The organism is Niallia sp. FSL W8-1348 (assembly GCF_038006745.1).
GTDB lineage: Bacteria > Bacillota > Bacilli > Bacillales > Cytobacillaceae > Niallia > Niallia alba.
In genome coordinates this window covers 3388436-3414347 of record NZ_JBBOVV010000001.1, presented here as the reverse complement: position 1 = coordinate 3414347, position 25912 = coordinate 3388436, and the positions used below count along the sequence as shown (strand labels likewise).

The following is a 25912-nucleotide window of genomic DNA, read 5'->3' as shown; positions in this document are numbered from 1 at the left end:
ACTTATTTTGACTGTATTTATCTACTTTTTCCAGCTAAACTATCGCTAAAATTGACACCTGCTACTAAGACAAAATTTATTTAATAACATTTTTATAGATCCTTTCTTTAAATTCTCCTGCACAAAAAAGAAGCTAATAACCATCTTTGATGGTCATTAGCTTCTTTCTTTTCACCAAGTACATTTCCCTTGATTATTTTGTTTTTGCGATAGAAGATTTTACTTTCGCAACTACATTTTCTACCGTAAATCCATACTCTTGGAAAAGTTTATCTGCAGGAGCAGATGCACCGAAATGATCAATCGTAATATGCTCTCCTTTAGAACCAATGTATTCTCTCCAACCAAGAGATGCACCAGCTTCAATTGCAACACGTGCTTGAACACTTTCTGGTAATACACTTTCTTTGTATTCAGCAGATTGTTTTTCAAAACGATCCCAGCTTGGCATACTTACCACATTTACTGAAATTCCTTCTTCTGCTAACGCTGCTTGTGCGTTCATTGCAAGAGATACTTCAGAACCAGATGCTAAGATTAATGCTTGAGCTGCTTCTTTACCAGTTGAAACAGTGTAAGCACCTTTTTTCACACCTTCATATGCTTCTGCTTTTGTTAAGTCTAATGTTGGCAAGTTTTGACGTGTTAATACAAGAGCTGTCGGTGTATCTGTGCTTTCTACAGCAAGTTGCCATGCAGCAGCTGTTTCTTTTGCGTCTGCTGGACGAATGATAGAAAGTCCTGGCATTGCTCGTAGAGAAGCTAGTTGCTCAACTGGCTCATGAGTTGGACCATCTTCACCAACTGCGATACTATCATGTGTGAATACATACGTTACTGGTAATTTCATCAATGCTGCTAAACGGATTGCTGGACGTAAATAATCAGAGAATACGAAGAATGTTGCTCCAAATACTTTCACACCACCATGAAGTGCTAAACCATTTAGCGCTGCTCCCATAGCAAATTCACGTACACCAAACCAAATATTTCTGCCAGCATAGCCATCAATCGCAAAGTTCTTCTCACTAGTTATTAATGTTTTGTTTGAACCAGCAAGGTCTGCAGATCCGCCAAAGAAAGAAGGTACCGCACTAGCAATAGCTTGAATTGTTTTACCAGAAGAGTCTCTTGTTGCCATAGAATCCCCAGCGTTAAATTCAGGTAAACTCTCTTGTAAACCTTCAGGTAGCTCGCCTTTGATAGCTGTTTCTAATTGAGTTGCTAGCTCTGGATAAGCAGCTTTATAGCCTTCATATAATTCGTTCCAAGCTTTTTCTTTATCTGCCCCTTCTTGCGCTAATGCTGTATAGTGCTCAGAAACTTCTGTTGGAACATGGAATGCCTCTTCATATGACCAACCATATGTTTGTTTCGCTAATTGTGTTTCAGAAACTCCTAGTGGTGCACCGTGTGATGCTGATTTTCCACCTTTATTTGGAGAACCATAACCAATTACTGTTTTCACTTCGATTAATGTTGGCACATCTGATTTTTTTGCTTGCGAAATTGCTGCTTGAATTTCTGTTAAGTCATTGCCATCTTCGACGCGAATAACTTCCCATCCATATGCTTCAAAACGTTTTTGGACACTCTCAGAGAATGAAAGATTTAAATCTCCATCTAAAGAAATATCATTTGAATCATATAAAACTACTAATCTGCCCAATTTTAAGTGACCTGCAAGTGAAGCAGCTTCTGCAGATACACCTTCCATTAAATCACCATCACCACAAATGCTGTACGTATAGTGGTCTACCACTGGATAGTTTTCTTTATTATATGTTTCTGCTAAATGTCTTTCTGCCATTGCCATCCCAACTGCCATTGCAATACCTTGTCCTAATGGACCAGTAGTTGCTTCAACACCTGGTGTATGTCCGAATTCTGGATGACCTGGAGTTTTGCTTCCCCATTGACGGAAGTTCTTTAAATCATCAATTGAAACACCATAATTGAATAAATGTAACAAGCTATATAGAAGCATAGAACCATGTCCTGCTGATAACACAAAGCGGTCACGGTTGAACCAGTTAGGGTTAGCTGGATTATGATTCATTTCTTTTGCCCATAGTGTATATGCCATTGGAGCTGCCCCCATCGGCATTCCTGGGTGACCAGAATTTGATTTTTCAATAGCGTCGATTGATAAAGTACGAATCGTATTAATTGCTAATTGTTCAATATTTGTTTTTACTTGATTACTCATTTTCCTCATCCTTTTTTGATTTATTTAATGCTAAACCTAAACTATTGAATGGCTTTATTAACTTAGGCTTAGGGGTTTATTTAAATTGAATTCCATCCTTTTGAACGGCGAGTTCACCTGTTAAACAATTATTTTTTATCCATCTTAATACTTCATCTGCTAGTTCGTTTGCAAGGATTCGATCGATGGCTGTTGGGTTTACTCCCATGCATAATGCTTCATCAATTTCTGTATATTTCCAATCTACATCAAGCTTACTAATCACGGAATTTTGGATTACCTCTTTTGAAGTTTCGCTGTATATTAAGACATTAGAAGTTTTTATATATGTATACCTCTTCATTATTGCGTCACATAAGGCGGTAATTTCTTCTTCCTCGTAATCTACTGCTAAATAGTTCCCATCCACTGCAAGAGAGATGTCCTGCAACATATTGGTCGACGGATTCCCCTCTATCGAAAAACCAAATAATCTTGGTTTATCATATTTAAGAGAATGAATGGTATCCTGAACTTTTAACACATTCTGAGTAATACTGTTAAGTGCTGTATCATACCCTAAAGTCCAGTCATTTCCTTTCAGGTTATTGTAAATGGAAACTGGAACAAATAAAGTACGAATGGCTTCTTTATTGGCTATAGAAGTTTGCCATATTTCTTTGGCATGCGCATCCCCAATTACAACTGTCATATCCATTGGAGCAAGTGCTTGATTCCACTGATAGTTTACTGGTGTAGAGCTTACCTTTAAGATAGCATGGCTTAAATATGGTGCATCACTAACTTCTTTCAATTCCGTATAAGTGACTTCACCTGATTCTCTGTCTATTTCAAGTCCAAATAGTTGATGCATAGAAGTTAACTCCTCATATAATCGATGAAGAATTTGTTTTACCCCTGAAGGCACACAACCTAAGACAATCACACCAACCTTCAACATCTTACCCCCTAACTTTTACATAAGCTATACGTAACTAATAATATACAGAAAAATGTCCATGATTTTTGAAGAAAAAGTATTTTTTTACCTTTTCTTCTCAATGATATATTTTTCCAAAACCATTATACCATACAACTTTCAAAGAATAAACCATACATATTTAGTATAACCTATTAATGGTACGTACAAGTTATAATATGTTTCATTTGATAAATAGGAGGTCAATTTGTCCTACTATTAACAATAATATGATTCTAATTCTTTAATTCCATTAATTCTATTAGTATGTCTTCCACCTAGAAATTCTGCGCTTAACCACGTATCTACAATTAAGCATGCTAATCCTTCACCAGTAACTCTTTCTCCTAAACAAAGGATATTGCTATCATTATGTTCTCTTGTTGCTTTAGCTGAGAACACATCTCCGACAACCGCGGCACGTATTCCAGTGATTTTATTTGCAGCAATACTCATACCAATCCCCGTTCCACAGCACAAAATCCCTAATTGGTTCGCTCCATTCACAATAGATTCGCCAACATTTTTGGCGTAATCTGGAAAATCTACACTTTCCCGACTATGACAACCAAAATCCTCTACTTCCAAGCCAGTTTTAAGTAGATGTGCTTTTACCGCTTCTTTTAGCTGATATCCGCCATGATCACTAGCTATTGCTATTTTCATAAACTTATCCATCCTTCCTAGTTATGATGGTTCTTTTTCAGATGTATTCTATCATAAAAGCAACCATTTGTATTCGGTTTCAAGTGAAAACTTATTAATTTTTAATAGTAGTAGTGATGTTTAACAGTCTTTATGGAAAAATGAAAAGGCTGGGACAAAAGTATTCCAGCCAAGGATAATTCCGAACAATTATACGAAGATGCTAATCAAAGTTCCGTATAATTGTTTGGTTTTTTATTCGTTTTTTAAAGGATGTTTCCATGTAGTTTAGTGCGATTCCCCGCAGCCGGAATACACTTCACTTTCCGTGGGGCTCGCGCTAATCCCCGTGGCGCCTTCGTGTATTCCGGCTGCTCTGTTTTTCCAACTAATTATATTTCCTCTTGTAAAAGTATGCGAAAGCAGCCGCTATTTACTAGCTAATTCGATATTGTTCGTCTTTACAGAGTATCTATTTAGTTATGTCCATCCTCTTTTTCTGCTACTTGATTAAAAGATAAAGCATATATTAAAAATCAAAATTATCTGGATCTGGACCAACTCGTTGATCCATGTTTAATGCATCGATCTTATCCATTTCTTCTTTTGTTAAAGTAAAATCAAATACATTTCCATTTTCGATTATACGGTGCTCTTTCACGGATTTCGGAATCGTAACAATACCATTTTGCAAATCCCATCGAATAATTACTTGCGCAACAGATTTCTGATACTTTGTAGCAATCTCTACTAATTCAGGCTGATCTAATAATTGGCCTTGCATTAATGGAGACCATGCTTCTACTTGAATTCCAAGACTCACACAATAAGCAATTAATTCTTTCTGCGTTAGGCGTGGATGCAATTCAATTTGATTGATCATTGGTTTCATTTCTGCATCTTTCATTAATTCCTCTAAATGATGGATTTGAAAATTACTTACCCCAATCGCTCTTACTTTCCCCGCTTTGTATAGTGTTTCTAATGCTCTCCATGCTTCTTTATATTTGCCTTCTTTTGGCCAATGAATAAGGTATAAATCTAAATAATCTAGTCCCAATTTTTCTAGACTTACTTCATAAGCTTTTAGTGTCTCTTCATAGCCTAAATCGTCTGTCCATACTTTTGAAGTAATAAACAAGTCTTCTCTCGCAACTCCTGCTTCTTGCATTCCTTTTTTTATTCCTTCACCAACTCCAGCTTCATTCCCATAAATAGCTGCCGTATCAATGCTGTGATAGCCATTTTTAATCGCAGAGCTTACAGCATCAACGAGTATTTGACCTTCTTCCACCTTAAATACGCCTAATCCTAACCAAGGCATCTTTACTCCGTTTGTTAAATTAACTGTATCTTGTAAGTTTTTCATCGTGTTAAAACTCCTTTTTGTAATGAATTTTTTTCTAAAACTAAACTGAAACCTGTTAGGAAGATAGCAGCGACAACCATTATTCCGCCAACCCAAGAAGTATGGATTAGTCCTAGTGAATTGGTTACTATTCCTCCTAAATAAGAACCGATAGCAATTCCTGCATTAAAGGCAGCAATATTAACAGCAGAAGCAACATCTACCGCACTTGGTACATAGCGTTCTGCAAGCATTACTACGTAAACCTGCAATCCCGGAACATTCATAAACGCCAATAATCCCATAAAAAGAATGCTTATTAAGCCAATTACTTTAAATGGCAGCGTAAAAGATAAAATGAACAGTACCATTGCTTGAACGATAAACATATAAAATAATGCCTGTAGCGGATTTTTATTAGATAGCTTGCCACCAATCATGTTCCCAATCGCAATTGCCACGCCATACAATAATAAAATTCCTGCTACCGTATTTTGCTGAAATCCTGTTATTTCATGCAGCAATGGAGAAAGATAAGTGAAAACGACAAAAGTTCCACCATATCCTAATGCCGTAATTAAAAAGAGCATTAAAAGTCGAGCGTTTGTAATTAACCGCAATTGGTCTTTAAAGGTTGCACGGCCGCCCTTAGATAAGTTACTTGGTATAAGTACACCATTTGCGATAAACGCAATAATTCCAATAATAACAATGATGATAAATGCCAATCTCCATCCAAAGTGTTGTCCGATAAATGTCCCAAATGGAACTCCCGTTACGGTTGCAACGGTTAATCCGGAGAACATAATAGAGATTGCACTTGCTCTTTTTTCTTTTTCTACTAAATCTGCTGCTATGGTTGAACCAATTGACATAAATATACCGTGAGCAAAAGCTGATACAATACGTGCAATCAGTAAGATTGTGATATTTGGTGCAAATGCAGCTATACTATTGCCGATAATAAAAACAATCATGATCCACAATAATAGTGATTTTCGTGAAAAATTTGAAGTAATAGCTGTCAAAACTGGTGCTCCGATGGTGACGCCGAGTGCATAAATAGAAACGGTTAATCCCGCTGTTGTAATCCCTATATGAAAATCTTCCGCTATTAATGGAAGTAAACCAACACTTATAAATTCCGTAGTCCCAATCGCAAAAGCACTAATAGCTAATGCAATTAAAGCGAAAGTATTCTTTCTATGCTTCAATTTTCTTTTCCTCCTATTAAATATATCGTTAACCACTAGTGGTAGTTTTTTTCTTATCTTGCATTTTAACCGGCAAGTGTTATTATGAATCATATAAGACAAATAGAAAAGTACGTACTTTTTTGTAATGTAGGAACCTAAAAGTTATATAGGTACAAAAAAGTACCTATAAAATGGAGGATATCATGGAAAATAAGAAATATAATATATCCGTCGAAGCCACTTTAGAAGTAATTGGGGGGAAGTGGAAATGTGTGATTTTATGCCACTTAACACATGGTAAAAAGAGAACAAGTGAGTTAAAACGATTAATGCCAAATATTACACAAAAAATGCTTACACAACAATTAAGAGAATTAGAAGAAGATGGCGTAATTAACCGTATTATCTATCAGCAAATACCACCAAAAGTAGAATATGAATTAAGTGACTATGGAAAAAGTTTAGAGCCTATTTTAAATGCCCTTTGTGCTTGGGGAGACACTCATATAACTAAAATTTATGGAGATAAAAATTTAGTGTTGGAAGATAGTGTGCTAAATAAATAAGGTTTTACAAAAAAATCTCCTGCTTTTGAAAAATGGGCAGGAGATTCTCATTTTTATCGTTCACAATTTAATGTACTAAATATCGTATAGCCGTTTGTAATTGGATATCATTTTCGTCTTTTTGCTTCGCTATTTTAACCGCTTCTTCCAGCTTCGCAGCCGTTTTTGAATCAATTATGCCAGTTACCTCGAGCGTGTTTTTATCTTGGAATGCTCGCACAGCAACTTCTGTTTGCGGACTATAATAGCCATCTTGTCGATCTGTCGTGAACCCTAGGCTTGTCAAAATTTCTTGTGCATATTTGACTTGTTCATCATTATCTTCTAACTTTAGCGAGTCTACAATTTGCAAAGGATGAGTGTGATATAAATCTGTTTGCTTTACTTCAATGGTTGGTTTTATTCCTTTTTTATGGATCCAATTTCCATCAGGAGTCAGCCATTTAGAAACGGTTAATTTGATTTCACTGCCATCATCCATCAAAATTGGTTGTTGGACTGTTCCTTTTCCAAAGGAATTCTCCCCAATTAGCGGATAATCTGCCCCTTCTTTCAAGGCAGCAGCTAAAATTTCCGAAGCGGACGCACTACCATTATCAATCAGCACTACAACTGGATAGTCCTTTTGTTTATTTAAATCAGAATAAAACGGTTCGCGGTCTCCATTTCTATTCTCTACTTGTAAATAAGGTTTATGGTCAGTTAAAAATTGCTCCACAATAGCGTTCACACTAGTAAGCAATCCACCAGGATTACCGCGGACGTCTAAGATAAGACCAGAAATTTCATTTTTCTCTAAAGTACTTAACGCTTTTTCAAATTCACTTGCCGTATCTTTAGAAAAAGACGTAATTTCTATATAGCCAATCTTTTCTCCACCATCTTTTTTGATATCAGAATAAACCGTTATTTGGGGAACTTCATCTCGTACAATGTCTACCTTTAGCGGTTTATCTACCGATGCTCGTTTAATTTCTAGTTCAACCTTGGTTCCTTTTTCCCCTCTAATTTGGCCAATTACGTCATTTAAGTCTTTTCCTTCTACCTTTTCTCCATTAACGGAAATAATTTGATCTTGTGGTTTAATGCCCGCTTTTTCTGCTGGAGAACCTTTAATTGGAGAAACAATGATCATTTTATCTTCTTCTATACTAATTTCTGCGCCAATTCCTTCAAAAGAAGAATCTAATGCCTGTTCAAATTGTTTTGCAGCCTCTTGATCCATATAAACAGAATATGGATCCTCCAAGGTAGCGAGCATCCCTTTGATTGCTCCATCCTCTAATTTCTGCTTGTCTACATTTTCTACATAATTTTGCAGGATGATCTGATAGGCTTTATCTAACTTATAAAGAGATGTTGTCTCACTTGTTTGATCATTCGTTTGATCCCCTTGTCTTTTTTCTAAAACGGTTATTCCCATATATGTCATTCCTGACCCCGCTAGTAAGGAGCCTGCCATGTAAATAGCCAACCATTTTCGATTCATTTCAACCGTCCCTTCTTCTACAACGATGTATTTATCCCTTTTTTATGTATATGATGGGTTCGGACAACTTATGATGAATCTATTTCATACAAAAAAAAAACGGTGCCAAAGACGAAATAGCTTTAACACCGTTTTTCTTTTTCTAAAAGAATGTATACATGTGGATCAGTAAATTTATTATTCCTTACAACTCTTTTATCCTCAGCACGCGCATTGCATTTAGAACGGCAAGAACCGTAACACCTACATCGGAGAAAACTGCTTCCCACATCGTTGCAATGCCAAAGGCTCCAAGTAATAAAAAGATCGCTTTGACCCCTAAGGCGAATATAATATTTTGCCATACAATTCGTCTTGTACGTTTTGCAACAGACAGCGCTGTTGCTATTTTAGAAGGTTCATCTGTCATAATGACAATATCTGCTGCCTCAATCGCTGCATCTGCACCTAAACCGCCCATTGCCATTCCTACATCAGCTCTTGCTAAAACAGGAGTATCATTTATCCCATCCCCAACAAATAAAATTTTTTCTTTCACCTGCTTTTGTGCATCTAGTTTCTCTATTTCCTCGACTTTATGCTGTGGCAACAGCTCCGCATGAACTTCATCTATTTTTAATAAAGCGCCGATCTTATCGCCAACCTTTTTAGCATCACCGGTTAACATGACCGTTTTCTTTATCCCCAACTCTTTTAAACGTTGAATAGCTTCTTCTGCATCTTCTTTTACCTGATCAGAAATAACAATGGAACCAATAAATTCTTGATTTACTGCCACATAAATAACCGTACCAACTTCTTCGTTTTGTAAGTAATCTATGTTTTCTTTTAACATCAATTTTTGATTACCAGCTAGCACTTTCTTCCCATCAAACTTCACAATAATTCCATGGCCAGATAGTTCCTGATATTCTTCCAAACGTTCCTCGATTATTTGAGCATGATATGCTTTTCTAATGGATTCCGCAATCGGATGATTAGAATGCGCTTCTGCATAAGCTGCATATTCCAAAACTTCTTCTTCTGAAAATCCAGGAGAGGCTTTGATTGAATTTACTTCAAATACTCCTTTTGTTAAAGTACCAGTTTTATCGAAAACAATATACTTAACATCATTTAATGCTTCTAAATAATTGCTCCCTTTTACTAAGATCCCCTTTTTTGATGCTGCACCAATTCCGCCAAAGAATCCTAACGGTATAGAGACAACAAGAGCACAAGGACAAGAAATAACAAGGAAGACTAGTGCACGATACAACCAGTCTGAGAAAGTTGCACCACTTATTAATAGGGGTGGCACGATAGCTAATAAAGCAGCTGTAATCACTACTACCGGCGTATAATATCTTGCAAATTTAGTAATAAAATTTTCAGTAGGTGCTTTGCGATTACTTGCATTTTGTACAAGCTCTAATATTTTCGTGACTGTTGATTCTCCAAAATCCTTTGTTACTTCGATTGTTAGTACTCCGTGATTATTAATAAATCCACTTAGTACCTCATTACCAATCTCGATATCACGAGGGACGGACTCGCCTGTTAACGCTGATGTATCGACAGAAGAGCTTCCTTCTATAACCCGTCCATCAAGCGGAATTTTTTCCCCTGGCTTTACCATAATGATATCACCAATTTTCACTTGCTCTGGTGGCATCTTCTTTAATTCTGTTCCATCCTTTACATTTGCATAGTCTGGCCGTATATCCATTAAGCTAGTAATCGATTTTCTGGAACGATTGACGGCTACCCCTTGGAATAGCTCACCTATTTGATAGAAAAGCATAACTGCTACTCCCTCAGGATATTCTTGAATAGCAAATGCGCCTAATGTTGCAATTGACATTAGAAAATGCTCATCAAATACTTGCCCACGTAAAATGTTTTTTATCGCTCTAAATAAAATGTCTCCCCCGACAATTAAATATGCTAAGAAGAAAAGAGCAAATTCGATAATTCCAGTTAACGGAGCAATAATTCCAATCGCTGCAACAATCGTTCCAGCGATTAATCTTCCAATTAATTTCTTTGTATTTTCCGCACCGTGATCATGCGAATGTCCATGTGTATCGTTGTCATGCTCGTGATCATGTGCATGATTATGGGAGGTAGAAGTAGCTCTTTTTCTCTTTTCCACCATTTTCACATGTGGTTCTAGTCTCGTAATTGTTTTTTCAGCCTTTGCTAAAATATTGTTTTGTTTCGATTCATCTAACTGTAAACTTAACGTTTGTGTAGCAAAGTTGACATTACATTCACTAACTCCATTAATGGAGGAAATTCCATTTTCTATTTTCATTGCACAATTAGCACAGTCTAAGCCTTCTAATGTAAATTCTTTTTTCAATAGCTGCTTCTCTTCTCCCATCTCTATCCCTACTTTCCTTTGAAAATTTTATCTATTACACACTGACTTATATTATTTTTTAATATATGAACAATTATTCATATACTCATATTTATATTATATGAATTATCTTATAAAAGTGTCAATCTATATTCTGATTTTTTATAATAAAGAAACTTCCATCAGTGGAGTATAAAAAAGAAGAGAAGGCATCTTGAAAACATCAAAAAGACTGTAGAATCCCCTTTCCTTCTAGAAGCTTCTACAGTCAATATAGATATTAGAAAGTATCTGTTACTTAGTGATGTCTTGCATGATCAATCATTTGTTTTAATACACCCATTACATGCTCATCATCACAGGAATAAATCATTGTTGTTCCTTCTCGCTTATATTTAACTAAGCGCAAATTCTTTAAAAAACGAAGTTGATGAGAAACAGTCGATTGGAGCATATGCAGATTTTCTGCGATTTCATTAACAGAATGCTGCTTTTTTGACAATAAATGGAGGATTTTTATCCTTGTAGGGTCTGATAGTGCTTTAAACGTTTGAGAAACAATAAATAGTGTTTCTTCATCCAATTCATGCTTATTTATTGGATTCATTGATTCATTTTTATCATTAAATTCGCTCATCTATAATCTTACCCCTTTATTATTACAAACCTTTCCATCTATTATAGCATACAAATTTATGCTTTCTGTAGCGACATGACTCCTTCTATTTCCTTCTGATATCCAACTCTTTCCACCAAAAGAAATAATGGCGTTCATTTAAAAATGAACGCCATAAAGTCGGGTTTAGGAGAAATAACATATGCCTATCATTTCATGTTTAATTCTCCTTATTTCGGATAAACTAGTACTATACTATTCTATTACAATGGAACAATTCCAATTGGATTAATTGCATTTGATTTTGCTTGGTTCCAAGGTCCTTTATGCAATTCAAAATGTAAATGCTGTCCAGTAGAATCACCTGTATTACCCATTGTACCGATACGTTGTCCTTTTGAAACAACATCTCCAGCATTTACTAAACGACTGCCATCTCTCATATGTGCATAAACCGTTGTGTATTGCTGTCCATCAATGTAATGACTAATAAAGATAACTTGTCCATAACTACTTGAATTATACGATCTTATAACTACACCATCTGCAGCCGAATAAATCGGAACAGCTCCAGTCGCTGCAATATCAACACCTGCATGGAAAGTACCCCAACGTTGTCCAAGCCCTGAAGATAAATAGCCGCCGCCTGCTGGACGGGTAAAGTTACCAGATGATACAGAAGTAGATGACTTCGATACACTTGGAGAACTGCTGCCTCCACTAGACGAGCTGATTGATGTAGTTTTATTCGAACTAGATTTAGTAGCTGATGCTTTTTGTGCAGCAGCTTTTTGTGTAGCAGCTTTTTGTGTAGCAGCTCTTTCCGCAGCAGCCTTTGCTTCTGCTTCTTTACGTTGTCTTTCTGCTTCTGCCGCTTTTCTTGCTAATTCTGCTTGTCTTTCTTTCTCTAATTTTATCGCCTTTTCCATAGCTACCTGTTGATCTTTAAGTAGCTGTTCTTCTTCCTCTAAAGAAAGCATTTCTGCATGTACGTGATTTTCCTCTTCTTTCAATTGAGCCATTAATTTGTCTTTTGCTTTTTTCTCTGTATTCAACTGAGAACTTAGCGATTCAAGATCAGCAAGCATTGTTTCTAGTGAGCTTAATTTCGACTTTAGCTCTGCTTTAGAGTCCTCTAATAGCTTTTTATCCGCTTCTTGCTCTTTAATTATCGTTTGATCCGCTTCTACGATTGTTGCTACAGCACCAACTCTATCAATAAAATCACTGAAGCTTTGTGAACCCATTAACACATCTAGGTAATTAACCATACCTCCAGTTTGCTGGTAAGATCTTGCACGCTCTTTCAGTAATTCATTTCTTTTTTCAATCCTTGCTGTTACTTCTTCAATTTGCTTTTCTAATTTTTTCACTTCTTCTTTTGTAGTAGAGATCTGCTCTTTTTTCTCGGTAATTTTCACTTGTGTGCTTGAGATAGACGTATTTAATTTCTTAATCTCTGTTTCTACTGATTCTTGTTCTGAATGAATATCATTTAATTTATTAGAAGAATCATCTAGTTTGGATTTCACATCATTTTGCTTATTCTCAATATTGCTTTTTTCCTTATTCAGATCACTTAGCGAACCTTGGGCGTATACCGGTGATGTAGTTGATGCTGTATAAGCGATAACACTACTTATAGTTAACGCAGACACAAGTGTTAATTTTGCAACTTTCTTTTTCATTTAGTACAAGCTCCTTCCCCGTATACCAATATGTAAACTTGGTAAATTTGTTGCTTTCTCTCTTTTTATTCAAATAGAATAGCTTGAAGCACTATAGTTCTCGTTCTCCAAGCTATTGACCCTTAGACTAATTTTTTTATCGACAACCAACTTACACTCTTAAAAACTTGCGGATACTCATTACAGAACCCCAAATTCCAATTACTGCTCCCATTACTAAAAGTAATCCAGACACTTGGAATACAAACGGAGTATAATCTAAAATTTGAATATAGCTTCCTGCTAATTTTGCTATTAAAAATTGATACGCATAATAATAAACTGCGCTAACCGCAGCTATCGGAATAATTGATCCTAATATGCCAAGCCACATACCTTCTAGGAAAAATGGCCAGCGGATAAACCAATTGGTTGCTCCTACTAAACGCATAATTTCAATTTCTTTTCTTCTCGCAACAATCGTAATTTTAATCGTATTGGAAATAAGGAACATTGCTGTAAATAGTAAACCGATGATCAGCACAATCCCTACATTTCTACTCATATCAATTGCGCTAAATAGCTTTTCAACAGTACCTTGTCCATACCTTACTTTTGCAGCGTGTTCAAGCTTCTCAATTTTATCTACTACGGTTAATGTATCTTCTGGATCCTTCGTTTTCACAACAAAGACATCATTTAATGGATTATCCTGTTCAAAGAGTTTAAAGGCATCCCCATCTTCTCCTAGACTACTGATTAAGTTGTCCAATTCTTCCCCTTTAGGAGAAAAGACAACACTACCGACTTCTGGAATAGCCTTTATTTGATCTTCTAGCGTGTTTCTCTCTTCCTCTGTTGCTGCTACATCAATATGCACTCTTATCTCTACATTTTCTTCAATAGAAGTCGCTACATGATTTAAATTCATCATTATAACGAAGAATACTCCAACAAGGATTAATGTGATGGTTACCGCACTAACAGAGGCAAATGTCATCCAACCGTTACGAAGAAGGCTTTTAAAACTTTCTTTTGTGTGCCTAGCTACTGTCCTAGCCTTCATATCCGTATTCACCTCTCGTTTCATCACGTACAATTCTGCCGCCTTCAATAGCAATAACACGGTGCTTTATCGTGTTAACTACTTCACGATTATGGGTTGCCATTATAATTGTTGTACCTCTATTATTTATCGTTTCAAAAATATTCATAATTTCCCATGATGTTTCAGGATCCAGATTTCCGGTAGGCTCATCTGCAATCACTAATTTCGGGGAATTGACAATGGAACGTGCAATGGAAATACGTTGTTGCTCTCCTCCAGATAATTCTGTTGGCAACATCCTTGCCTTATGCTTTAATCCAACCAGTTCTAGAGTCTCCATGACTTTTTTCTTTATATATTTTGGGTTTTCTTCAATAACTTCTAACGCAAAGGCAACATTTTCAAAAACAGTTAACGTAGGAAGGAGCTTAAAATCCTGAAAGACAACTCCCATGTTTCTTCTTAATAATGGAACCTTCTTGTCTTTTAATTTTTCTAAATTTATACCGTTAATTCGAATACTTCCTTGTGTAGGCTTTTCTTCACGATACATCATTTTAATAAATGTAGACTTACCTGCACCACTTGGTCCTACTACATAAACAAATTCACCTTGATTGATCCTAACATTTATCCCATTAGCGGCTATTACACCGTTAGCATACTTCTTCATTACATTCTTCATTTCTATCATCTATTATCACACCTGAATTATTTTTTGTATGGATTATTGAAAAGTGAAGAAGTTACATATGAGTTTGAAAACATAAACGAATCACAGAAGAGTTATATGGAAGTGATTTGGTTTATGAATTTATCCTCTGGCAATAAGTTTAATTTTCCTAACCTATTCCTTCTACTTTTCCATATGATTCAAAAACCAAAATTCGACAACTTTCAACCGACTTAAAGTGACAATCTGCAATTATTCACAGGCTGCCCCTTTGCTTACTTAAGCTATTATATCATCATAATACGTCAAATTAACGTAAAAAATTATTACATTTTCTTTTCAAACATAACATAAAGTACTATTGTTTTCATCATATGCCAACAATTTCTATTAATATAGTACTACAAATCGACCTATTTCCCCTTTATTTTCGTTATTTTTTTCGATAAATAGTATTATATACCTGAATCCATTAATTTTTATTGAACATTATTTACATATTAAAAACCATCTTTTGTTAAGACACAAAAAATTCACAAAATTCATTTCCTGTATACTACATTCTAAAAAAAGAAAATTCGACAAATTTATAATAAAAAGCTGTTTTCGTAAAGTTTGTTGCGATTACCCGCAGCCGGAATACACTTCGCTTTCCGTGGGGCTCGCGCTGAGCCTCCTCAGCTTTGCCTCCGGCTGCTCCATTTTTTCAACTAATTTTTTTTCGATTGAAAAAACAACAATCCTTTAGAAAACAGCCTAATAAAAAGAATATCTTCTTTAGTTCCGATTCCTTTTAAACCCAATGAATCATCCCTAAAAAAGATATTCTCAATAAAGTGAAACTTCCATCAGTGGGGGCTTTCCTTTATCCCCACTGATGGTTAGTTGAACCAATCGGACCTTTACGGACAGTTGATCTTCCTCGTATTCTCCTATGCTTGAGGGGGAGTCTTACTGTCCGTTAAGAGTGGGATAATCTTATTTAAAACCTCTCCCAAGAACCTCTGAGGCGTCTGTTACAACCACAAATGCTGTTTCATCAATAGATTTTACTAATTGCTTTAGCTTTATAAATTGCGACTGATCTACGACACACATTAAGATTGGTCTTTCTGAATCAGTATAGCCACCGTGTGCAGTTAATCTTGTTACACCACGGTCAATCTTATTTAAAATACCTTCCCTTACTTCTTCTTGTTTATCGGTAATAATCAAAGTCATTTTTGAACTTCCAAATCCTACTTGAACAAGATCGATTGTTTTACTCGTTACAAATAAAGCAATTAATGCATAAAGACCTTGTTCAATACTAAATACGATAGAAGCAGTAATAACAATAATCCCATCAATTAATGCGACACATTTGCCTAACGAAATACCTGTAAATTTATTGATGATCTGAGCAGCTAGGTCTGTTCCACCAGTAGATGCTTTCCCTCTAAAAACAATTCCTATGCCAAGTCCAATCCCTATTCCACCATAAAGGGCAGCTAGTAATGGTTCATTTGTCCATGGCTCTAACCCTCTTGAAAGGTACACAACAAATGGTAAAAATACGGTACCCACTAACGTCTTCACTCCGAAGCTCTTTCCTAATAAAAGGACGCCTAAAATAAATAATGGAATATTAAATGCCCATTGCACATAGGCTGGTTCCCACGCAAACATTGCCTTTGTAATCGTGCTAATACCACTTACTCCGCCAGAGGCAATATTGTTAGGTAATAAAAACAAATTAAATGATAAAGCGACAATTGCCGACCCTATTAGCACATAAACATACTCGCGCAATTTCATTCTTTTACACCTCTATTTTCTTGTCATTTTCTGTCACATTTTCAAAGCATTCTTATTCGACAATCTTTTTTATTATGTAAAAATTGTAAAGAGCATAATCAAAAATATGACATCCTTTTTATAATCAGTGCAATTTATTTTAAAAAAAACAAACGAAAAAGAGGAAGCGATTCTCATTCCTCTATTCATCATTCAATGAACTGATTCTTCCCAAGCAGAGAGTATATCATCTATTATTTGAAGTGTAAATGGTGGTAAATTAGCGTGGTAAAGCGATGAAATAAGAAGATTTGACCCCGCAAAAGTAGTTTGCGAGGTCTGTTAAAGACTATAAAATAAAAATCCAAAAGAGGAAGGCAAGTCCGAATCGATAATAAGCAAAAGGAGCCAACTTGATTTTGTTGATTAGCTGCAAGAAAAACTTAATAGCTAATAATGCAACAATAAAAGCAGTGAAAAAACCAGTCAGGAAAAGAGGAAGGTCTTGTGGAGTTAAATAGTTCCAGCTTTCGAACAAATCCTTACCAGTCGCAGCTGCCATGATCGGAATTGCCATAATAAAAGTAAATTCCGATGCTGTTTTGTGGCTCATTCCAGCGAGCAAACCACCAGATAAAGTTGCCCCAGAACGGGAAAAGCCAGGTACCAATGCAAAGCACTGAAACATTCCAACTGCAAATGCTTGTCGATAAGTAACTTGATCTAAGGTTTCTGCTGTAGGCTTGTGCGGTTTCCATTTCTCTGCTGCCAGCATCAATAGACCCCCGATAATAAGCGTAATTACAACCGTTCCTGATCGAAAAAGTACTTCCTTAATAAAATCATAAAATAGGACGCCTCCTATCCCAAAGGGAATAATTCCAATGGCAATATGAAAAATGCTTAATGTCCCAACCTCTTCCCCCTTCTGCCACTTTTTTATTCCTAGAATACTTAAAATTCGTCTCCAAAAAACAAAGACTACCGCAAGAATACTTCCTAATTGGATAATAATTTCAAACGTTTTGGCTTTCTCCCCTGTGAATTCTAATAAATGCGCAACTAAAATGAGATGGCCAGTTGATGAAACTGGAGCAAACTCAGTTAATCCTTCTACTATTCCTAATATAATAGCAATGATAATCTCCATGAAGTTCCTCCTCTTAGAAAGATGGGCGTGCTTTACAGAAAAATACTCAACAAAAATTAACGCATGTCCATTTAAATATATTTTTTAACGCCTTAATCTAGAATCGAAAAATAAAAAAAGAGCCTGATTTCTTCTTTAAGGGAAATCCAGGCTTAGACTGTAGACAAACTCCTTAAAATTTAAGGTTATCTACAATTTTAGGTTGGGGCATATAATATAAAAAAAGCCAAATTCGCCTGGATTAGCAATCACTAATCCATTCCGAATTTGGCTCTGTTTATTAAGAATTAATTTTGGAACGAAGATAAGCATTAATAAAGATATCAAGGTCACCATCCATGACAGATTGTGTATTCCCAACTTCTGTATTCGTGCGGTGATCTTTAACCATGGAATATGGATGGAAAACATAAGAACGGATTTGACTTCCCCAACCAATTTCTTTTTGTTCTCCACGGATTTCCGCAAGCTTTTCTTCTTGTTCTTCGATTTTACGTTGATATAATTTTGCTTTCAACATTTTCATTGCGGTTTCTCTGTTTTTAATTTGCGAACGCTCTGTCTGGCAGGAAACAACAACGCCTGTTGGAATATGCGTAATACGAACAGCAGAATCGGTTGTATTAATATGCTGACCACCCGCTCCACTAGCACGATACGTATCAATTTTTAAATCTTCTGTACGAACCTCGATTTCAATTTCATCGTTAAACTCAGGCATTACATCACAGGATACGAAACTTGTGTGTCTGCGGCCAGACGAGTCAAATGGTGAAATACGCACTAAGCGATGAACCCCTTTTTCCGCTTTTAAGTATCCATATGCGTTATGTCCTTTAATCGCTAACGTTACACTCTTAATACCAGCTTCGTCTCCTGGTAAATAGTCCAAGGTCTCCACTTTGAACCCTTTTTTCTCTGCGTATCTTGTATACATGCGCAGAAGCATGCTGCCCCAGTCTTGAGACTCTGTACCACCCGCACCTGGGTGAAGTTCCAAGATGGCATTATTTTTATCATATGGTCCACTTAATAATAAATTTAATTCGAACTGGCTTAAACGATCAACTAATTCCGTAAGCTCCTCTTCCAACTCCGCACGAAGCTCAGCATCGTCCTCTTCCTTCACCAATTCGTAAGTTAATTCAAGGTTCTCAAATGTTTCTACTAATTGGTAGAATTCATGAACCTGGTCCTTTAATGCATTGCTTTCTGAAATTACTGCTTGAGCTGCCTGCTGATCATTCCAGAAGTCAGGATGAAGCATTTCATCTTCTAACCCAGCAATACGCGCCTCTTTGTTTTCTAAGTCAAAGAGACCCCCTAAAGTTTTCTAGTGTTACATTTATCTTTTCTAACTCATTGCGAATATCTGCTAATTCCATTAATGTCACCCTTTATATAAATTATAGTTCTAAGTAGTTTACTACTTCCTTTATGTATTATATGGCTTTTTGAAAAAAAATGCATGTTTTCCTGTTAATTTAATAGTGAAGCGGGAAATTGATCGTGCGTTTTGCGGGCTTTCTTACGATTTTCACACCTTTATTTGCGCCTTCTCCACCCTTATTTGCGATTTTCGCACTTTTACTTGCGACTTTCGCACCCTTACTTGCGACTTCTCCACCTTTACTTGCGACTTCCTCACCTTTACTTGCGACTTTCCCTCTTTTACTTGCATTCCAATCCAATCTCCCGGCCCCCAACCCCCATCCAAATAAAAAAAGTCTACCGTTTTCCAAAAGGAAAAGGTAGACCCTTCACTACTATATATTATAAATTTGCGCCATGGCAATTTTTATATTTTTTTCCGCTGCCACAGAAGCATGGTGCATTACGTCCGATGTCTAGTTGCTTAACTGCTGGTTTTTTCTTTGGTTTCTTGTCGCCGCCTTCTTCTTTTGGGTTTACTGCTTGGCCTTTTGCCACTTCTTCCCTTTCCAGATTATTGCGGATTTCTGCTTTCATGATATATTTTGCAACGTCTTCTTCAATGGCAATAACCATTGCTTCAAACATAGCAAATCCTTCTGATTGATATTCACGAAGCGGATCGATTTGTCCATATGCACGAAGATGGATACCTTGGCGTAATTGATCCATTTGGTCGATATGGTCAATCCACTTACTATCAACTGCACGAAGAACAATAACTTTTTCAAATTCGCGCATTTGCTCAGGCGAAAGCTTCTCTTCTTTTTCATCATAGCTTTGTAATACTTTCGTGAAAATGAATTCAACGATTTCATCACTTTCTTTTCCACGAAGATCCGCTACACTTACATCACCTTCGTTAAGAAGATTTCCATTTACATAATCCACGATAGCCTGTAAATCCCAGCTTTCTCTGTCTGCATTATCTGGAGTATGTGCTTGGACATTTCTCTCTAATGATGATTTAATCATCTTTTCCACAATAGAGCGCAAGTTTTCAGAAGTTAATACTTCATTACGCTGTGAGTAGATGATTTCACGTTGCTGACGAAGAACATCATCATACTGTAGTAATTGCTTACGTGAATCGAAGTTATTTCCTTCTACACGTTTTTGTGCAGATTCTACAGCACGGGATACCATTTTACTTTGGATAGGCTGGGAATCATCCATACCCAGTCTCGCCATCATATTTTTCATATTGTCTGAACCGAAACGGCGCATCAATTCATCTTCCATGGATAGATAGAATTGTGTTACCCCTGGATCTCCTTGACGACCAGAACGACCACGAAGCTGGTTATCAATACGTCTACTTTCATGACGCTCTGTACCGATAACTGATAGACCGCCTAATTCTTTAACACCTTCGCCAAGTTTAATATCTGTACCACGACCAGCCATATTTGTTGCAATGGTCACAGAACCTTGTTCCCCGGCAGTTGCAATGATTTCCGCTTCTCTTTCATGGTTTTTCGCATTCAAGACATTATGCGGAATTCCCTTTTTCGTTAAATACTTCGAGATGATTTCAGACGTTTCAATTGCAACAGTACCAACAAGTACTGGTTGTCCGTTTTTGTGACGCTCTGCAATATCTTCCACGACTGCTCTAAATTTCCCGTCCATTGATGCATAGATTAAATCTGGACGATCATCACGAACGATATCACGGTTTGTTGGAATAACAACAACGTTCATATTATAAATATTGCGGAATTCCTCTTCTTCCGTTTTTGCTGTACCAGTCATCCCTGCAAGTTTTTCATACATACGGAAATAGTTTTGGAATGTGATCGTTGCAAGCGTCATGCTTTCATTTTGAATTTCTAAGTTTTCTTTCGCTTCAATTGCTTGATGCAAGCCATCACTATAGCGGCGGCCTTTCATTAAACGGCCTGTAAATTGGTCAACAATGACAATCTCGCCATCTTGAACCACATAGTCTATATCCTTGTGCATACTAGCATGAGCTTTTAATGCTTGGGTAATATGATGGTTAATCGCAACATTGGAAACGTCAAATAGGTTTTCGATTTGGAAAACACGCTCTGCTTTTGACATACCTTCTTCTGTTAATTGAACACCTTTTGTTTTTTCATCATAGGTATAATCTTTTTCTGGCTTTAGGCTGCTAACAAAAATGTTAGCACGAACATAAAGCTGTGTTGATTTTTGTGCAGAACCAGAAATGATAAGTGGAGTACGAGCTTCATCAATTAAGATGGAATCGACTTCATCGATTACTGCATAATACAATGGTTTTTGTACCTTTTGCTCGTGATAAAGAACCATGTTATCACGCAAATAATCAAAACCAAATTCATTATTTGTTCCGTATGTGATATCGGCACTATAAGCTGCTTGCTTATCCTCTCTAGAAAGACCATTTAAGTTAAGTCCGACTGTTAATCCAAGGAAATTATATAATTGACCCATTTCTGCGGCATCACGAGTAGCAAGATATTCGTTGACTGTTACAACGTGAACTCCTTTACCAGATAGGGCATTTAAGTAAACAGGCATTGTTGCCGTTAATGTTTTACCTTCCCCTGTTTTCATCTCGGAAATATTTCCATCATGAAGGGATGCTCCCCCCATTAGCTGTACATGATATGGATAAAGTCCAAGTACACGCTTGGCAGCTTCTCTCACTACTGCAAAGGCTTCTACCAATAAGTCATCTAATGTTTCCCCTTTTTGGAAACGCGCTTTAAATTCTTCTGTTTTTCCTTTTAATTGCTCGTCCGATAATGCTGCAGTTTCATCTGCAAGCAATTCAATCTTATCAGCAATTTTTGCTAATTTCTTAATATCGCGTTTGTTTTGATCAAATACTTTATTTAAAATTCCAAGCATTAAAAAACGCTCCTTTTTCTATTATAATGAGAAATCGTAGTAGATATTGGGAAGATTATCTCTTTTTCATTAAAAGCAGATGAAAATTAATTGTCTTCTTTGTTAACATATCCGTGATTTCATCGAAAAAAATCAATTTTTTAGTTAATTACCTTTAATTATATCGCATACTATATATTATAGAAGAAAAATGATGGCTAAATACCCATTTTTCTTTAAAATGAAACTAGTATCATCTATACATCTTACCATTTCCACAATAGCGTGACAACTTATACCTTGACAGAACAATGGATTCTATCAAGACACACAAAAAAACTCCCTATCAATTTAGGAAGTTTTTTACGATAATCACTTCTGTTTTTTCATATACTCAAGTACTTCTAAATCGATGAGTCCTGTTGGTTGCTCTCGTTCTTCAAAGTTTTCGGTATGAATATATGTTTTTAGCGCTGTTGATACGTCTGTTGTATTTTCGTTTAGATAGTTTAATCTTTGTAAGTGTGTCGTTAGTTCTTCTTGCGTCTTTCCTTCTATCGAAATAATATTCTCTGGCTTTGATGGGGCGAAATAGAGTTGCTGTAATTGATAGATGCGTGCAAGTTCTTTGATTGGCTCCTCGTGATCTTCTACCCGCAAGTCAACATAGCGATCATTAAAACCACCATATCCTCCACTTTCTTTTACAACAAGCAGCGCTGCTGATTGCTGCCCTCTACTATCACCACCAGCGTCCTGTCCTGCTTGCAATGCTGCAAGTAGCCGTTCTGCTAGTTTCCCTTCTGTTTTTTGAAAAATATCCGCCATTGCCTGTACTGTATTTTCATCAACAAGAATATTTCCCTGTGCTGCAAAATGAGGACCTGTTACCCCTCCAGCCCAGTTATAACATTCCTTTCCCGTAAAAGTTGCAGCATTCCCATTTGCATCAATAAAGCCAACCTGTCTTTGCTCTCTTCCTGGGTCTTTGTCTAATAGTGTATGCAAGGCTTCTTCTGCTGATTTTCCTTCTTCCATTAAACGCAAGCCTTCTGGACCAAAGGACGTATTTGCATAAGATTGCGTCGCAACGGCTCCCACTCCTGCTTTTGCCCAAGGAACAACTGCACCAACGCCAAGAAATTTAGACTGGACAGCAATGCCCCATTCTTTTTCCTGTGGATCATAGCCAATAATCGAAAATGTCATTGCCTAACCTTCTTCTCCATTTAAGCCAAGAAAATAGCCCCATACATAAGGGAACCTGCTATCACATAAGCAGGATGAACTTTTACTTTTTCTAGTAAAAGTAAGCTTACGACGCCTATGAAAACTGTCTGGTAAATTCCGATTCCATCATACGAATTCTGAAAAAAACTAATCGTCATCATTGCTAGTAAAACCGCTATCACTGGTCGAACTAAGTTTGTCAGTAAATTTACTTTAGGTGAATCTTTAAATTTCATTAAAAGACGAAGCAAGGCAATCATGAGTAACAAGGATGGAGCAACCGTCGCAAAGACACCAATAAAGGCTCCAATTACACCACCTTCTTGAAATCCGATGTAGCCTGCCATTTTTGTTGCAATTGGTCCAGGCAATGCATTTCCCATTGCCAGCATTTCACTAAATTCATTTTCCGTAACCCAGCCATACCGGTCGTCTACTTCTTTTTCCACTAAAGGAATGGAAGCGGGTCCTCCTCCATAGCCAAGTATCCCAGGAAGAAAAAATGCCCAAAAGATGTGCCAGTAAATCATGAAGCCTTCACCTCTTTTACTTCCTGCTTCTCCTGCTTACTAAGAAGGGAAACAACAATAACAACTCCAATTACAATCGCTGGATGGATATTAAGAAGAACTAAAAGGATAAGACTTGCTATCAGTAATCCAATCGTTAGCTTCACACCAAAATGAGCATTTACTTTTTTTAGAAAATCTACTGTTAATACCGCTAGCATTACCCCAACTACGGGAACAACTGCCTTGGCCATTCCTAATACCCAAGGCTTATCTTTAAAGGAATTTAAAAAGGTTAAAAGAACAATCATTAATAAAATCGTCGGAACAACGGATGCGATAATGGCATTTAACATTCCGAGGACTCCTTTTACTTGCCAACCAATATACCCGGCCATCTTTGTCGCAATCGGTCCAGGCAAAGCATTCCCTAATGCTAAAACATCAGAAAACTCGTCATCTGTCATCCATTTATATTTATCGACTACTTCATTTTTTACAAGGGGAATAGAAGATGGACCACCGCCATATCCTAGTATCCCAACTCGGAAAAATGCAAGAAATAGATGCCAATGTGTCATAAAATCAACAACCTTTCCGAAGTCTTACCAGGAAGCAATCGCTCCATCTGTTCTTGATTCTGTCCCACCAATTAATACCCCCGTCTCTTCATCTCGCCAAATAATCTGTCCTCTGCCAAAGTGCCCATACTCCGTCGCGGTTTGAATCTCATGTCCACGTCTTGCAAGTGCTTGGGCAAGATAGTTTGGAAAATGAGGTTCTACGAGAATTTTCTTTCCTTCCAACCACTGCCATCTTGGTGCATCTAATGCCGCTTGTGGGTTCAAATGGAAATCAATTGTATTGGTGACAACCTGGAAATGTCCTTGTGGCTGCATATAACCACCCATAACCCCAAAAGGTCCGACTGGTTTATTATTTTTCGTAAGGAAACCTGGAATAATCGTATGATACGTTCTTTTTCCTGGTTTTAATGCATTGGGATGAGTGGGATCTAGTGAAAAATCATGCCCGCGGTTTTGCAAGCCAATTCCTGTTTCTGGAATAACAATTCCCGAACCAAAGCCCATGTAATTACTTTGAATATACGAAATCATATTTCCTTCTTCATCTGCTGCGGCTAAGTAAACCGTTCCTCCTTTTGGAGGGGATAATGGTTCTGGAGTAATGGCATGCTCGCCGATTTTTTCTCTTCTTAAAGCCGCGTATTCTTCGCTTAATAGTTCACTTACTGTATGAGGCATTTCTTTCTCTTCCGTAATAAATGCTTTTCCATCTGTAAATGCAAGCTTCATTGCTTCGATATGCTTGTGGTATGTATGTACCGAATCCTTCTCTGTTAAATCAAAGCCTTTAGCAATATTTAATGCCATTAAAGCAACTAACCCTTGACCATTTGGTGGAATTTCCCAAACGTCATAACCTTTATAAGAAACGGATATTGGTTCTACCCATTCTGGATAAAAACGAGCTAAATCGTCTTTATGAAGATAGCCATTATGATCTTCCATAAACTGCGAAATTTTTTCTGCCAATTCTCCTCGATAAAAGCTCTCCGCATTTGTTTCTGCAATAGAACGCAAGGTAGAAGCATGACCTTCTGATGACCAAACCTCGCCAATTTTTGGCGCTCTGCCATTCGGTGCAAAGGTATCGAACCAAGGTTTATATTCTTCTCCTTGAAACTTCTCTTTAAAACGATTGTACGCAAGATCCCAATACTTCCCTAAAGTCGGGCTAACTGGATAACCTTCTTCAGCCAGACGAATAGCCGGTGCCAACGTTTCACTCAAAGGTAACTTTCCAAACTTTTCTGAAAGTGCAGCCCATGCAGATGGAACTCCTGGTACAGTAACGGGGATAACGCCATGGGTTGGCATCTTCTCTAACCCTTTTTCTTTTAAATCGTCAATAGAAATAGAACTTGGTGCCGGGCCGCTCGCATTTAATCCGTGCAACTTGTCTTTTACCCATACAAGGGCAAACGCGTCGCCGCCGATTCCATTCGATGTTGGCTCCACTACTGTTAAGGCTGCTGCTGTTGCAATAGCCGCATCAATCGCATTCCCACCCTTCTGCAAAATTTCAAGACCAGCTTGAGCAGCTAAAGGCTGGGAAGTAGCGACCATTCCCTTTTTGGCAAATACAGTGTTACGTTGGGATGGATAAGGATGATACAAGTAATCTAGTTTCAT

Annotated in this window: 21 protein-coding genes; 1 reads left to right on the top strand and 20 read right to left on the bottom strand. The window is 37.0% G+C overall.

Annotation, left to right across the window (positions count from 1 at the left end):
- Positions 1 to 193: 193 nt before the first annotated feature.
- The 5 genes from tkt to NST60_RS16065 all read right to left on the bottom strand — a co-directional run bounded on the left by tkt (position 194) and on the right by NST60_RS16065 (position 6374).
- A complete protein-coding gene (tkt, locus tag NST60_RS16085; protein WP_016203432.1) occupies positions 194 to 2209 on the bottom strand; it encodes a transketolase in 2016 nt (671 codons plus the stop codon).
- Between the two features lie 76 nt (positions 2210 to 2285).
- Positions 2286 to 3149, bottom strand: a complete 864-nt coding sequence (locus NST60_RS16080) for a 6-phosphofructokinase (RefSeq protein WP_224427647.1) — start codon at positions 3147 to 3149, stop codon at positions 2286 to 2288.
- 237 nt (positions 3150 to 3386) lie between these two features.
- The gene (gene rpiB, locus NST60_RS16075; protein ID WP_016203434.1) at positions 3387 to 3833 is read right to left on the bottom strand and encodes a ribose 5-phosphate isomerase B; all 447 of its coding nucleotides are present in this window, start codon (positions 3831 to 3833) and stop codon (positions 3387 to 3389) included.
- A gap of 508 nt (positions 3834 to 4341) precedes the next feature.
- A complete protein-coding gene (locus NST60_RS16070; RefSeq protein WP_341099435.1) occupies positions 4342 to 5181 on the bottom strand; it encodes an aldo/keto reductase in 840 nt (279 codons plus the stop codon).
- The gene (locus NST60_RS16065; protein ID WP_169189115.1) at positions 5178 to 6374 is read right to left on the bottom strand and encodes an MFS transporter; all 1197 of its coding nucleotides are present in this window, start codon (positions 6372 to 6374) and stop codon (positions 5178 to 5180) included. The genes NST60_RS16070 and NST60_RS16065 overlap by 4 nt, the downstream gene beginning before the upstream one ends.
- Positions 6375 to 6559: 185 nt before the next feature.
- Between NST60_RS16065 and NST60_RS16060 the strand changes: the two genes are divergently transcribed.
- Positions 6560 to 6922, top strand: coding sequence for a winged helix-turn-helix transcriptional regulator (locus NST60_RS16060; protein WP_016203437.1), 363 nt, complete (start codon positions 6560 to 6562; stop codon positions 6920 to 6922).
- 67 nt (positions 6923 to 6989) lie between these two features.
- Here NST60_RS16060 and NST60_RS16055 read toward each other — a convergent pair whose 3' ends face one another.
- The 15 genes from NST60_RS16055 to NST60_RS15985 form a co-directional block, all read right to left on the bottom strand.
- Entirely contained in the window at positions 6990 to 8411 is a 1422-nt protein-coding gene (locus tag NST60_RS16055) for a S41 family peptidase (RefSeq protein ID WP_169189116.1), read from the bottom strand.
- Between the two features lie 184 nt (positions 8412 to 8595).
- Positions 8596 to 10776, bottom strand: a complete 2181-nt coding sequence (locus NST60_RS16050; protein WP_341099433.1) for a heavy metal translocating P-type ATPase — start codon at positions 10774 to 10776, stop codon at positions 8596 to 8598.
- Between the two features lie 277 nt (positions 10777 to 11053).
- Positions 11054 to 11392, bottom strand: a complete 339-nt coding sequence (locus NST60_RS16045) for an ArsR/SmtB family transcription factor (RefSeq protein WP_101729321.1) — start codon at positions 11390 to 11392, stop codon at positions 11054 to 11056.
- Positions 11393 to 11634: 242 nt separating this feature from the next.
- Entirely contained in the window at positions 11635 to 13059 is a 1425-nt protein-coding gene (locus NST60_RS16040) for a murein hydrolase activator EnvC family protein (protein WP_341099429.1), read from the bottom strand.
- 151 nt (positions 13060 to 13210) lie between these two features.
- Complete coding sequence (gene ftsX / locus NST60_RS16035) at positions 13211 to 14104, bottom strand: permease-like cell division protein FtsX (protein ID WP_016203443.1); 894 nt, start codon at positions 14102 to 14104, stop codon at positions 13211 to 13213.
- Positions 14094 to 14780 carry a cell division ATP-binding protein FtsE gene (ftsE, locus tag NST60_RS16030; RefSeq protein WP_016203444.1) on the bottom strand — a complete coding sequence of 229 codons (687 nt, stop codon included), beginning with the start codon at positions 14778 to 14780 and terminating at the stop codon, positions 14094 to 14096. The genes ftsX and ftsE overlap by 11 nt, the downstream gene beginning before the upstream one ends.
- A gap of 957 nt (positions 14781 to 15737) precedes the next feature.
- Positions 15738 to 16556, bottom strand: coding sequence for a YitT family protein (locus tag NST60_RS16025; protein WP_016203445.1), 819 nt, complete (start codon positions 16554 to 16556; stop codon positions 15738 to 15740).
- Between the two features lie 328 nt (positions 16557 to 16884).
- Positions 16885 to 17685, bottom strand: coding sequence for an undecaprenyl-diphosphate phosphatase (bacA, locus tag NST60_RS16020; protein WP_016203446.1), 801 nt, complete (start codon positions 17683 to 17685; stop codon positions 16885 to 16887).
- 280 nt (positions 17686 to 17965) lie between these two features.
- A protein-coding gene (gene prfB, locus NST60_RS16015; RefSeq protein WP_156827808.1) for a peptide chain release factor 2 occupies positions 17966 to 19070 on the bottom strand; the annotation gives its coding sequence in 2 pieces (ribosomal slippage) (positions 17966 to 18997 and positions 18999 to 19070; 1104 coding nt in all).
- Positions 19071 to 19169: 99 nt separating this feature from the next.
- The gene (locus NST60_RS16010; protein WP_341099428.1) at positions 19170 to 19376 is read right to left on the bottom strand and encodes a hypothetical protein; all 207 of its coding nucleotides are present in this window, start codon (positions 19374 to 19376) and stop codon (positions 19170 to 19172) included.
- Between the two features lie 82 nt (positions 19377 to 19458).
- Positions 19459 to 21978, bottom strand: a complete 2520-nt coding sequence (secA, locus tag NST60_RS16005; protein ID WP_169189120.1) for a preprotein translocase subunit SecA — start codon at positions 21976 to 21978, stop codon at positions 19459 to 19461.
- Positions 21979 to 22329: 351 nt separating this feature from the next.
- Complete coding sequence (locus NST60_RS16000; protein ID WP_101729329.1) at positions 22330 to 23166, bottom strand: DUF1028 domain-containing protein; 837 nt, start codon at positions 23164 to 23166, stop codon at positions 22330 to 22332.
- Between the two features lie 20 nt (positions 23167 to 23186).
- Positions 23187 to 23717 (bottom strand): chromate transporter, encoded by a 531-nt coding sequence (locus NST60_RS15995; RefSeq protein ID WP_169189121.1) that lies wholly within the window; start codon positions 23715 to 23717, stop codon positions 23187 to 23189.
- Positions 23714 to 24277, bottom strand: coding sequence for a chromate transporter (locus tag NST60_RS15990; protein WP_101729330.1), 564 nt, complete (start codon positions 24275 to 24277; stop codon positions 23714 to 23716). Before NST60_RS15990 ends, NST60_RS15995 begins: the two co-directional genes overlap by 4 nt.
- A gap of 24 nt (positions 24278 to 24301) precedes the next feature.
- Positions 24302 to 25912 carry a gamma-glutamyltransferase family protein gene (locus NST60_RS15985; RefSeq protein WP_101729331.1) on the bottom strand — a complete coding sequence of 537 codons (1611 nt, stop codon included), beginning with the start codon at positions 25910 to 25912 and terminating at the stop codon, positions 24302 to 24304.

What these genes read in the sequence shown, in the direction of transcription:
- tkt (WP_016203432.1), bottom strand. Translation starts at nt 2,209, where the DNA reads ATGAGTAATCAAGTAAAAACAAATATTGAACAATTAGCAATTAATACG.
- NST60_RS16080 (WP_224427647.1), bottom strand. Translation starts at nt 3,149, where the DNA reads ATGTTGAAGGTTGGTGTGATTGTCTTAGGTTGTGTGCCTTCAGGGGTA.
- rpiB (WP_016203434.1), bottom strand. Translation starts at nt 3,833, where the DNA reads ATGAAAATAGCAATAGCTAGTGATCATGGCGGATATCAGCTAAAAGAA.
- NST60_RS16070 (WP_341099435.1), bottom strand. Translation starts at nt 5,181, where the DNA reads ATGAAAAACTTACAAGATACAGTTAATTTAACAAACGGAGTAAAGATG.
- NST60_RS16060 (WP_016203437.1), top strand. Translation starts at nt 6,560, where the DNA reads ATGGAAAATAAGAAATATAATATATCCGTCGAAGCCACTTTAGAAGTA.
- NST60_RS16055 (WP_169189116.1), bottom strand. Translation starts at nt 8,411, where the DNA reads ATGAATCGAAAATGGTTGGCTATTTACATGGCAGGCTCCTTACTAGCG.
- NST60_RS16050 (WP_341099433.1), bottom strand. Translation starts at nt 10,776, where the DNA reads ATGGGAGAAGAGAAGCAGCTATTGAAAAAAGAATTTACATTAGAAGGC.
- NST60_RS16045 (WP_101729321.1), bottom strand. Translation starts at nt 11,392, where the DNA reads ATGAGCGAATTTAATGATAAAAATGAATCAATGAATCCAATAAATAAG.
- NST60_RS16040 (WP_341099429.1), bottom strand. Translation starts at nt 13,059, where the DNA reads ATGAAAAAGAAAGTTGCAAAATTAACACTTGTGTCTGCGTTAACTATA.
- ftsX (WP_016203443.1), bottom strand. Translation starts at nt 14,104, where the DNA reads ATGAAGGCTAGGACAGTAGCTAGGCACACAAAAGAAAGTTTTAAAAGC.
- ftsE (WP_016203444.1), bottom strand. Translation starts at nt 14,780, where the DNA reads ATGATAGAAATGAAGAATGTAATGAAGAAGTATGCTAACGGTGTAATA.
- NST60_RS16025 (WP_016203445.1), bottom strand. Translation starts at nt 16,556, where the DNA reads ATGAAATTGCGCGAGTATGTTTATGTGCTAATAGGGTCGGCAATTGTC.
- bacA (WP_016203446.1), bottom strand. Translation starts at nt 17,685, where the DNA reads ATGGAGATTATCATTGCTATTATATTAGGAATAGTAGAAGGATTAACT.
- secA (WP_169189120.1), bottom strand. Translation starts at nt 21,978, where the DNA reads ATGCTTGGAATTTTAAATAAAGTATTTGATCAAAACAAACGCGATATT.
- NST60_RS16000 (WP_101729329.1), bottom strand. Translation starts at nt 23,166, where the DNA reads ATGACATTTTCGATTATTGGCTATGATCCACAGGAAAAAGAATGGGGC.
- NST60_RS15995 (WP_169189121.1), bottom strand. Translation starts at nt 23,717, where the DNA reads ATGATTTACTGGCACATCTTTTGGGCATTTTTTCTTCCTGGGATACTT.
- NST60_RS15990 (WP_101729330.1), bottom strand. Translation starts at nt 24,277, where the DNA reads ATGACACATTGGCATCTATTTCTTGCATTTTTCCGAGTTGGGATACTA.
- NST60_RS15985 (WP_101729331.1), bottom strand. Translation starts at nt 25,912, where the DNA reads ATGAAACTAGATTACTTGTATCATCCTTATCCATCCCAACGTAACACT.